Source organism: Acinetobacter rathckeae, from assembly GCF_015627125.1.
In the GTDB taxonomy this organism is placed as follows: Bacteria; Pseudomonadota; Gammaproteobacteria; order Pseudomonadales; family Moraxellaceae; genus Acinetobacter; species Acinetobacter rathckeae.
In genome coordinates this window covers 413,309-424,848 of sequence record NZ_VTDO01000001.1, presented here as the reverse complement: position 1 = coordinate 424,848, position 11,540 = coordinate 413,309, and the positions used below count along the sequence as shown (strand labels likewise).

Sequence of the window (11,540 nt, the reverse complement as noted above, 5' to 3'; positions counted from 1 at the left end):
AAAAAATCAGCTAACAAGCCTTTCAAAATAGTAAAAATAAAAAAGCCAAAGACGAAGCTTTGGCTTTTTTAAATACGCACTTATTGGCCTGAGCGAATAATATAATCAAATGCTGACAGCGATGCTTTTGCACCCTCGCCTGTTGCAATAATAATTTGCTTGTACGGTACCGTTGTACAGTCACCTGCAGCAAAAACACCTTTTACATTGGTTTCATTACGGCTATCAATCACAACTTCACCACGAGGTGACAACTCAACATCACTTGCTTTTAAGAAGTCTGTGTTTGGCAACAAACCAATTTGTACAAAAATACCCGCCAAGTTCACCACATGTTCTTCATCAGTCGTACGGTCTTTGTATTTAAGACCTGTTACTTGACTACCATCACCAATCACTTCTGTAGTGAGCGCACTTTTAATCACCGTACTATTTGGTAAGCTGTGCAGTTTATCTTGTAACACTTGGTCTGCAAGAAGCTTGTCACTAAACTCAATTAATGTCACGTGCTCTACAATACCTGCAAGATCAATGGCTGCTTCAACACCTGAGTTACCACCACCAATCACAGCAACATGTTTGCCTTTAAATAATGGGCCATCACAGTGTGGGCAATACGCTACACCACGAGTACGGTATTCTACTTCACCAGGTACGTTTAGCTCTCTCCAGCGTGCCCCTGTAGAAAGAATCACTGTTTTAGACTCAAGTACAGCACCATTTTCTAATTCAAGTGACACTAGACCATTTGCAGTTTTATCAGCACCAGTAAGCGTTTTTACACGTTGTAGATTCATAATATCTACATTGTACTCTCGTACATGTGCTTCCATATCACTGGTAAATTTAGGCCCAACGGTACGTTGTACTGTGGTGAAGTTTTCAATGTCCATGGTGTCCATGACTTGACCACCAAAACGCTCTGCAACAATCCCTGTTTTAATGCCTTTACGTGCCGCATAAATGGCTGCCGTACCACCTGCAGGACCACCACCTACAACTAAAACATCAAATGCTTCTTTTGCATTTAATTTTTCTGCTTCTTTTTCCGCAGAATTGGTATCTAATTTCGCAATAATTTCTTCTAGCGTCATACGACCTTGGCCAATGTGTTCATTGTCTTGAAACACCATCGGTACAGCCATAATTTTACGTTGCTCAACTTCGTCTTGGAAGAATGAACCATCAATCATAGTTGCTGTCGTATTTGGATTATTCACAGCAATTAAGTTTAACGCTTGTACAACGTCTGGGCAGTTATGACATGTCAGTGATACAAACACGTCAAAGTTTGCTTTAAGACTTAAAGCTTTAATTTGAGCCAGTACTTCATCAGATACTTTTGGTGGATAACCAGAGACTTGTAGTAATGCCAAAATTAACGATGTAAACTCATGGCCCATAGGCAAGCCAGCAAAATAAACTCGAGGCTCTTCGCCTGCTTTTGCAATACCAAAACTTGGACGGCGTGTATTTTGACCATCTAAACGTGCTGTCACTTTATCAGATAGTGCTGCTACTTCTGTGACTAATTCTTTAATTTTAATTGCTTTATCTGATTCATCTAAAGAAGCAACCAATTCAATTGGGCTTTCTAGACGTTCTAAATAGCCTTTTAACTGTGCTTTAATATTTTGGTCTAACATTATTTGCGTCTCCAAGGGAGTTTTTCTGTGCTTGAAAACATACTACCCAAATTTAACATATAGTCAAAACAGTATATTTTTATAGATATAATCGGTTTTTCAAATAACCATAAAAGACTTACTTTATCTACAAATAAATGCTAAAAAATCAGTATTATGAAATAATAAATTGTATAGACCTCTGATCACTATAACAGGAATCACTCAACCCAAGAGCCATCTTAAGTAAAACGACTACAGATCATATTTGTCTAGATAGTCAAATAATTGTTTTAAGGCTAAAACCATAGATTACGTTTGGAGTTATCACAACTTAGTCAGCAAGTCACTCAAACTTAATACATAAATATACGACATTTCACTTTGCGTTATAGTATAACAAATGAAAGGGTAATTTTACTGAATAACTATGCAAAAAACATATACATATACCATCATAAGTTTAATCTGCATTGGCTCATTGAGTGCATGTGTATCTCAGCCACAAGTGACTACACAAAAAGTCATCATTCCAACAGTAGTCAATACTTTAACACCTGCACCTACACAACAAATACCGACACCACCGCCCACCTTAAAAATAATTACAACGCTACAACCTGTTACCTATACTAACTGGTTATTTCAAACACAAAATCAACAACAACTGAGCCAATACAAAGCCTATTTAAAGCAAAGACAGGCCGACTTTATTGTACCTGACTATCAAATGCTACGTTCAGCAAGAGAATGGCAAAACTGCAATGCAAGTGAATACAACGTTCCGCCTATGGAAGTATGGGAGTACGCTGTACCCACATTAAAATTATTCAAAACACTCAAAGATCAAGGCATTATTTCTGCAAATAATATTGAAGTCACCTCAAGTTACAGATCGCCTAATTTAAACAGCTGTGCGGGTGGTGCAAAAAGCTCAAGCCATGTTAAAAATGCGGCCATCGATTTTAGAATTGGCCCTGAAAATCCAACCCCTGAAGATAGCTATCAAATTCAACAAACTAAAATTGCACTATGTCGTTTTTGGCAAACTCAAGGAAAGTATTACAACATGGGCATTGGCATTTATGAATCAGGGCAAATTCACATAGATACTTTAGGCTTTAGAACATGGGGCTATAATCACAGCTGGCGTACTTCACTGTGTGGTGAAATTATTCCCTAACACTCTTAACCTCAAATAATATGACTGCTAAAGCATTGCGAAAGAACAACACCCATGAGCTTTCGCAATTAAAGATATTCAACTCTCTTATATTTTGATGTTTTTAATCTAAAAATACTTATAGAAAAATCACTAAACCTTACCAAATTGAGTGAAATTTAGCTTTAATTCACTTCTTAGCATATTTAATGTTATATTATAACATAACTTATTTTAGATTCTAACCTCATGCAACTCCCAGATGTATCAACACAACAATTGCCACAGTATTTTAGCCCAATCAATTGGGTTGGTATGGAGAACATTGCCTTACCACTGCAACTCAACAACAAAACCATTTTGAGCACTGCAGATATTCACATCAATGTACCCAAAGAAAACACTAAAGGCATTCACATGTCTAGAGTATTTTTACAGTTGCAAAAGCTCACAGACATTAATGCCAACACAATCGAAACCCAACTTCGTCAAATCATTGCCACACACCAAGCAGACAATACCAATCAAGCCCGTTTAACACTCCATTTCAAATTACCAATACAGCAATATGCACTTAAAACACCTCAAATTAGTGGCTGGAAATATTACCCTATTACCATACAAGCACAGTTAAACGCTGAGGAATTAATACTTTGTTACACCGTTGACATAGAGTACTCATCCACTTGCCCATGCTCAGCAGCATTATCTCGCCAAATCATTAAAGATCAACTCATTCATGACTTTACAAACGCTGATCAGATAAATAAATCAGAAATTGCTGACTGGATTACACAACATGCTAGCCTCGCAACACCACATAGTCAGCGAAGCACCGCTCAAGTTAGTATTACAAGTAAAGTAGACATTGATGTATACCAGCTGATTCAAACTATTGAAAACACATTACAAACAGCCACTCAAACTGCAGTTAAGCGTGCAGATGAACAAGCTTTTGCACAGCGTAATGGACAAAACCTAATGTTTGTTGAAGATGCTGCCCGACGCATTGGCCATGTATTAAAAAATAAGTACTCTCTTTGGCACACGAAAGTGACGCACTATGAAAGCCTACATTCACACAATGCTGTTGCTTACCTAGACCAAACTCTTACCTAAAAATAAGGCGTTTAAGGCACTCCTTAAACGCCAATATCATGACACTCATGCTGAGCTAATAAACTATTCATTCAAACTCATAATCTATATAAATTACATGAACTAAAAACACGTAAATAAGGCCAAATATGAGATTTAAAATTTTTAAAAATAGGCTTAACTAATACGGCGTTTTAAGCCCGTAATTTGTAAAACACGGGTCGAGATTTCCTCAATTGACATTTCAGACACATTTAAAAATGGAATGCCTTCAGAAATATAAATTCCCTCTATCGCTCTCAGTTCCATTTGACATTGGCTATAACTGGCATAACGACTACCCGCTTTACGCTCGGTACGAATCGCTACTAAACGATCTGCATCTATCATTAAACCAAACAGTTTGGCCTTATGCTCACGCAAAACCTTCGGCAAACGGTTGTCATCAAGGTCTTCTTCTGTAAGTGGATAATTTGCCACTCGAATACCAAACTGTAATGACAAATAAATTGCGGTTGGGGTTTTTCCTGAGCGAGAAACACCAATTAAAATAATATCTGCTTTATCATAATGTCGAGTTCGCGCCCCATCATCATTATCTAAAGCAAAATGTACAGCATCAATACGTGCTTTATAATATTCTGAGTCAATCACCGCATGTGTTTGCCCAACCAAACTGGTTGGTGATGTTTTCAGCTCTTGCTCAAGCTTACTAATCATGCCTTCAAAAACATCTAAATTCACTGCATTGGCTGTATTAATAATTTCTCGCACATGTGGATTCACCAACGTATCAAATACCAGCGGTAACTCCCCCTCCACCTGCTGACATGCATTGATTTCCTGTACCACTTTTAAAGCGTCTTCTTCAGAAGAAATATATGGAATAATATGTACATTGAATTTTACATTTGGAAACTGCGCCAATAACGAATGGCCTAAAGTTTCAGCAGTAATTGCCGTCCCATCAGAAATAAAAAACACACTTCGTTCAATTTGTTGATTTTCGGGCATGAAAAACTCCTCAAATATTTGTCATAGTCGGCTATATTCTTTATAGTAAGCCCCATCGGAGATAAGTATGTATGGCTTGAAGTTAAAAAGCCAAAAAACTTTACTCCATTAAGATACTAGCGAACAAATAACATACTGAAAAAGTGGAGAAGCTACTTTGGAATCGCACGTAATTGGTCTAGAAAAACTAGGAAAGCATGATGTTGAACTCGTAGGTGGGAAGAACTCATCTTTGGGGGAAATGATCAGTCATCTTTCTACTGCAGGTGTATCTGTACCGGGTGGCTTTGCAACTACGGCAGCAGCATATCGTGAATTTCTTGAGCAAAGTGGTCTTAACTCAAAAATTCAAGCAGCTCTAGACACACTAGACGTTGACGATATTCAAGCACTGACTAAAACTGGTGCACAAATCCGCCAATGGATCATTGAAACGCCGCTTACACCGGCACTTGAAAAAAGTGTGCGAGATGCATTTAATACACTTGCAAGCGGTAATGCAGATATTGCAGTCGCTGTACGTTCATCTGCAACTGCAGAAGACTTACCAGATGCCTCTTTTGCAGGACAGCAAGAAACTTTCCTAAATATTCGTGGCATAGACAACGTCCTCATTGCCATTAAAGAAGTGTTTGCATCACTATTCAATGACCGTGCTATTTCATACCGCGTTCATCAGGGCTTTGACCACAAACTTGTGGCATTATCTGCGGGTATTCAACGCATGGTTCGCTCTGAAACAGGTGCGGCAGGCGTCATGTTTACCCTAGACACAGAATCAGGCTTCCGTGATGTGGTATTTATCACATCATCTTACGGCCTCGGTGAAATGGTGGTACAAGGTGCAGTTAACCCTGACGAGTTTTACCTTTCTAAACCACTACTTAAAGCAGAAAAACATGCCGTTGTTCGTCGTAACTTAGGTTCAAAACACCAAAAAATGGTGTATAGCGACGAAGCATCTGCAGGTAAATCTGTATCTATTGTTGAAGTTGAAAAAACTGAACGTCAACGATTCTCTCTTACAGATGCCGAATTACATGAGCTCGCTAAGCAAGCCATGATTATTGAACAACACTACGGTGCGCCAATGGACATCGAGTGGGCAAAAGATGGCGATGATGGCCGTTTATATATTGTTCAAGCACGCCCTGAAACAGTAAAAAGCCGTCAAAACGTCAGCACGATGGAACGCTACCTACTCAAAGAAAAAGGTACGGTACTTGCTGAAGGTCGCTCAATTGGTCAACGTATTGGTTCAGGTAAGGTCCGTATTGTTACTTCTATTGATGAAATGGATAAAGTACAAAATGGCGACGTACTCGTTTCAGATATGACTGACCCAGACTGGGAACCTGTCATGAAACGTGCTTCTGCCATTATTACCAACCGTGGTGGTCGTACTTGTCACGCAGCAATTATTGCTCGTGAGCTTGGTGTACCTGCAATTGTCGGTTGTGGCAATGCAACAGAACTTCTTAGCGAAGACCAAGACGTAACCGTTTCATGTGCTGAAGGCGACACTGGCTTTATTTATGAAGGCCAACTAAACTTCGAAATTCAACGTAATACCATCGACTCAATGCCACCATTACCATTTAAAGTCATGATGAATGTGGGTAACCCAGATCGTGCCTTTGACTTTGCTCAAATTCCAAATGCAGGTATTGGTCTAGCTCGTTTAGAGTTCATCATTAACCGTATGATTGGTGTGCATCCAAAAGCTCTGCTTAACCTAGAAAGCTTACCAAGAGAGCTCAAATCAACCATCTCTACACGTATTGCAGGTTATGACTCAGCAGTAGACTTTTATGTAGAAAAACTGGTTGAAGGGATTGCAACATTAGCATCAGCTTTTCATGATAAACCAGTTATTGTGCGTATGTCTGACTTCAAATCAAATGAGTATGCCAACCTTATTGGTGGTAAGCTCTATGAGCCTGAAGAAGAAAACCCAATGCTTGGTTTCCGTGGTGCAAGCCGTTACGTCTCTGAAAATTTCCGTGATTGCTTTGAGCTCGAATGTCGTGCGCTCAAGAAAGTACGTGACGAAATGGGTTTAACCAACGTACAAATCATGATTCCATTTGTCCGTACAGTCAATGAAGCAAAACGAGTGATCGAGCTATTGGCTGAAAATGGGTTACGCCGTGGTAAAAATGGCCTTAAAGTCATTATGATGTGTGAATTGCCAACAAATGCTTTACTTGCAGATCAATTCCTAGAACACTTTGATGGCTTCTCAATCGGTTCAAATGACTTAACACAGCTGACTTTAGGTCTAGACCGTGATTCAGGGATTGTATCTCAACTCTTTGATGAGCGTGATGCAGCCGTTAAAGTATTGCTTTCTATGGCCATTCAAGCATGTAAAAAAGCAGGTAAATATGTAGGTATCTGTGGTCAAGGACCTTCAGACCACCCTGACCTTGCTTATTGGCTCATGGAACAAGGTATTGAATCTGTATCACTCAATCCAGACTCAGTATTAGACACTTGGTTCTTCTTAGCAAAGCAAGACAGTAAACCACTTTAAGTTATCTTAAAAACATGTTAAAAAAGACCCTTTCAAGGGTCTTTTTTACTGAGATTATAGTTTTATGCAAATTTATTTGGCTCGAAATGGTCAGCAAGCTGGGCCATACTCCCTAGAGCAAATCAATCAAATGCTCCAAGATCAACAAATTTTACTCACAGATTTAGCATGGCATCAGGGCATGACTGAATGGAAAGCTTTAGGTGAACTCACCCGTGGGCAATTACAATACTACCCTGAAGGCTACACACACAACACTCCTCAGCCAAATGAGGCCCACCCACAAAAAGTAACGCCAGTTGAGCTTGCAAGCATTCAGTCTCGTATACTTGCTAAAATGATCGATATGCTCCTTTGGTTTATTGCACTTATTATTTTTTCCCTTTCTCTTAATACAGAACATGTTAAACAATTAGAAGCTTTCAAGAACAGCGTTAACCAGCCAACTCTAAGTGAATTCATACACCTTATGCCAAACCAAGCATGGTTTGCCATGTTAGCTTATATTCTTGTTATGCTCATCATCCAAGCTTTTTTGCTCAACAAACGGGGCCAAAGTATTGGTAAGATTGTGACTAAGATCAAAATTGTTGATCAAATCAATGAAAGTAAAGTCCCACTCACTCGTATCTTTCTTATTCGCAGTGTATTTTTTATTATATTCAACATGGTATCTAGTCCATTAATGAGCATTATTGACTATGCTTTCGGGTTTGGTAAAAATAGACAAACCTTACACGACCGTTTATCTAAAACAAAAGTGATAAAAGAGAGTAAAAAATAACCCAAAAAAAAGGGCTTATAAAAAAACCAAAAAAAACATTAAGTCACTATTATATATACATATATACACACCTTTCATTTAAATCCAACTGAAACTGTTGGATTTAAAACTGCCAATTTAAAAGCCTCTAAATGTAGCGTAGTTGCTTAATATGAGGCATAATGCCCTATAAAGTAGCGGTGTAATAAACTTTAAATACTCAATGATAAAGTTACCGTCACTATAATCGCTATCCCATAGTTATAATCCATATACATGGGCTCTCTTCACCGAGGTTGTAAAATGAGACAAACAATATTAGCTGTATTGTCTTTATCTGTGATTTCTGCACTTCTCAGTGGGTGTGGTGGTGATTTAGTACTTCTAAACTCAAAAGGTCCAGTTGCAGCAGGCCAAAGTGGCTTAATGATGACTGCAATTTACCTTATGCTATTGGTGGTTATTCCATCAATTATTATGGCTCTTTGGTTTGGTTGGAAATATCGCGCGTCAAATAAAGAGGCAGACTATAAACCAACATGGGCACACTCAACTGCGATTGAAATCGTTGTATGGGGCGTTCCTATTATTATTATCGCTATATTGGCTTGGATGGCATGGTGGGGTTCTCACCAATACGATCCATACAAACCACTTGATGCAGAATCTGATAAAAAACCATTAGATGTTCAAGTGATTGCAGAACCGTTTAAATGGGTATTTGTTTATCCAGAGCAAAAAATTGCTACGGTGAACGAACTTCGTATTCCTGAGCAAACACCAGTACACTTCCATATTACCTCTGACTTTACAATGACGTCTTTCTTCATTCCACAGTTAGCAGGTCAAATCTATGCAATGGCAGGTATGCAGACCCACCTACACGTTCTTGCAAATGAAGTAGGTATCTTCCGCGGTTTTGCATCTAACTATAACGGTTATGGTTTCTCACAAATGCATTTTAAAGCACACAGTGTAACTGATGCTGACTTTAAAAAATGGATTAGTGACGTACAAGCTGGTAAAGGTAATAACAACGACACTTCAGCTATTCAAAAAGGCACTTTAGATTTTGCAACATTACAATCGCTACGCGATGGTGAACGTTCTCACCACCAAATCGAAGCTATGTTAATGGATGCAAGAACACCTAAACAAAAAGAAATTGCCGAAGAAGCTGAGCGTATGGGCCCTTACCCTACAAAACCATATCCTGTGACATACTATTCTTCAGTTGAACCAGATTTATTTAAGCAAGTGATTAATAAATATATGAGTAACTATCATGGTGCTCAAGGTTCTTCTCAAGCAAATATGCAACATGCAGCCTCTGCAGGAGAATAAAACATGGAGATGCTACTAGGTAAAATTGGATGGGGTGCCATTCCAAAAGAACCCATTGTAATTGTTACCGCAATCATTATGGCAATCGGTGCGATTGCTGTATTTGCAGGAATTACCTACTTCAAAAAATGGGGATACCTGTGGAGAGAGTGGGCTACTTCAGTAGACCATAAAAAAATTGGTATTATGTACATTATTGTATCTGTCGTCATGCTATTACGTGGCTTTGCAGATGCATTTATGATGCGTTTACAACTATTCCTTGCAGGTAGTGGCGGTACAGGCTACTTACACCCAGACCACTATGATCAGATCTTCACCGCACACGGTGTCATCATGATTTTCTTCGTGGCAATGGGTCTTGTTGTTGGTCTAATGAATATCGTTGTACCACTACAAATTGGTGCACGTGACGTTGCTTTCCCTATTCTCAACCAATTTAGTTTCTGGCTTTTTGCAGGTGCTGCAGGCCTGATTATGGCTTCACTTGTTTTAGGTGAATTCGGCGCAACAGGTTGGATGGCTTACCCACCACTTTCAGGTATTCAATACTCACCAGGCGTTGGTGTCGACTATTGGATTTGGTCAATCCAAGTTTCTGGTTTAGGTACGCTACTTACAGGGGTGAACTTCCTTGTAACGATTATAAAAATGCGCGCACCTGGCATGAAGCTCATGGATATGCCAATTTTCACATGGACTGCACTATGTACATGTGTACTGATTGTTGCAACATTCCCTGTACTGACTGCAACTGTCGCAATGCTTACGCTAGATCGTTACTTTGACTTCCACTTCTTTACAAATGAGCTTGGTGGTAGTCCAATGCTTTATGTAAACTTGATTTGGACATGGGGTCACCCAGAAGTATATATCCTAGTATTGCCTGCTTTTGGCGTATACTCTGAAGTTGTACCTACTTTTGCACGCAAAGCATTGTTTGGCTATAAAACGATGGTCTATGCAACACTTGCTATTGCTGTACTGTCTTTAATTGTGTGGTTACATCACTTCTTTACGATGGGTGCTGGTGCAAACGTAAATGCATTCTTTGGTATCATGACCATGGTGATTGCAATCCCAACAGGGGTTAAAATCTTCTCATGGCTATTTACCATGTACAAAGGTCGCATTACATTCACATCACCAATGCTATGGACACTAGGTTTCTTAATCACTTTTGGTATCGGTGGTTTAACAGGTGTCTTAATGGCATTACCGCCAGCAGACTTCTTAGTACACAACTCGCTATTCCTCATCGCTCACTTCCATAATGTCATTATCGGTGGTGTGGTATTTGCACTATTTGCTGGTATTACATTCTGGTGGCCAAAAATGTTTGGTTGGAAACTCAACGAAGCATGGGGTAAAGCATCGTTCTGGTTTTGGTTCATTGGTTTCTACTTTGCATTTATGCCATTATACATTCTTGGCTTTATGGGTATGACACGTCGTCTAAGTACCTATGACAACCCTGAATGGACGCCATATCTACAAATTGCAATGGTTGGTGCAGTACTTGTTGCACTCGGTATTTTTTGCTTTGTTATGCAGGTTATTGTTGGTTACTTACAACGTAAAGATAACATGGACTATACAGGCGATGCATGGGGTGACGGTCGTACATTTGAATGGTCAACCTCATCACCAGCACCTTTTTATAACTTTGCATACCTACCACAAGGCGAACACATTGATCGCTTCTGGTTAGACAAAGAAAATGGGGTCGCTTATAACAAACCTGAAAAATATGAAGATATTCATATGCCTACAAACCGCTCTGCCGGCTTTATTATGGCGATATTGATCACTATTTTAGGTTTTGCTCTGATTTGGCATATTTGGTGGCTTGTAATTGTTTCTTTCGTAGCAACGATTATTACTTTAATTAATAGTAGTAACACTAAGAAAGTTGACTATTACGTTCCTGCTGCTGAAGTTGAGCGTATCGAAAATGAACGCTTTGCCGTTTTAGAAAAACACTTGAAGAAGGACTAA

The 11,540-nt window shown here is 39.1% G+C and carries 8 protein-coding genes; 6 read left to right on the top strand and 2 right to left on the bottom strand.

The window, feature by feature from the left end; translation table 11 throughout:
* Nucleotides 1-80: 80 nt before the first annotated feature.
* Nucleotides 81-1,646 (bottom strand): alkyl hydroperoxide reductase subunit F, encoded by a 1,566-nt coding sequence (gene ahpF / locus I2F31_RS01980; RefSeq protein ID WP_195767998.1) that lies wholly within the window; start codon nt 1,644-1,646, stop codon nt 81-83.
* Between the two features lie 409 nt (nt 1,647-2,055).
* Here ahpF and I2F31_RS01975 point away from each other — a divergent pair, with 409 nt between their 5' ends.
* Both I2F31_RS01975 and folE2 read left to right on the top strand, forming a co-directional pair.
* On the top strand, nt 2,056-2,808 hold the full coding sequence (locus I2F31_RS01975; RefSeq protein ID WP_195767999.1) for a D-Ala-D-Ala carboxypeptidase family metallohydrolase: 753 nt from the start codon (nt 2,056-2,058) through the stop codon (nt 2,806-2,808).
* 228 nt (nt 2,809-3,036) lie between these two features.
* Entirely contained in the window at nt 3,037-3,906 is an 870-nt protein-coding gene (gene folE2 / locus I2F31_RS01970) for a GTP cyclohydrolase FolE2 (protein ID WP_195768000.1), read from the top strand.
* A gap of 156 nt (nt 3,907-4,062) precedes the next feature.
* Here the strand turns inward: folE2 and ppsR are convergent, their stop codons facing one another.
* Nucleotides 4,063-4,899 (bottom strand): posphoenolpyruvate synthetase regulatory kinase/phosphorylase PpsR, encoded by an 837-nt coding sequence (ppsR, locus tag I2F31_RS01965; protein WP_195768001.1) that lies wholly within the window; start codon nt 4,897-4,899, stop codon nt 4,063-4,065.
* Nucleotides 4,900-5,056: 157 nt separating this feature from the next.
* On the opposite strand from ppsR, the gene ppsA reads away from it, so the two are divergent.
* From ppsA to cyoB, 4 genes are all read left to right on the top strand, one after another.
* A complete protein-coding gene (gene ppsA / locus I2F31_RS01960; RefSeq protein WP_195773332.1) occupies nt 5,057-7,435 on the top strand; it encodes a phosphoenolpyruvate synthase in 2,379 nt (792 codons plus the stop codon).
* Nucleotides 7,436-7,499: 64 nt separating this feature from the next.
* A complete protein-coding gene (locus I2F31_RS01955; RefSeq protein WP_195768003.1) occupies nt 7,500-8,219 on the top strand; it encodes an RDD family protein in 720 nt (239 codons plus the stop codon).
* 282 nt (nt 8,220-8,501) lie between these two features.
* A complete protein-coding gene (gene cyoA / locus I2F31_RS01950; protein ID WP_195773331.1) occupies nt 8,502-9,542 on the top strand; it encodes a ubiquinol oxidase subunit II in 1,041 nt (346 codons plus the stop codon).
* A gap of 3 nt (nt 9,543-9,545) precedes the next feature.
* Nucleotides 9,546-11,540 (top strand): cytochrome o ubiquinol oxidase subunit I, encoded by a 1,995-nt coding sequence (gene cyoB, locus I2F31_RS01945; protein WP_195768005.1) that lies wholly within the window; start codon nt 9,546-9,548, stop codon nt 11,538-11,540.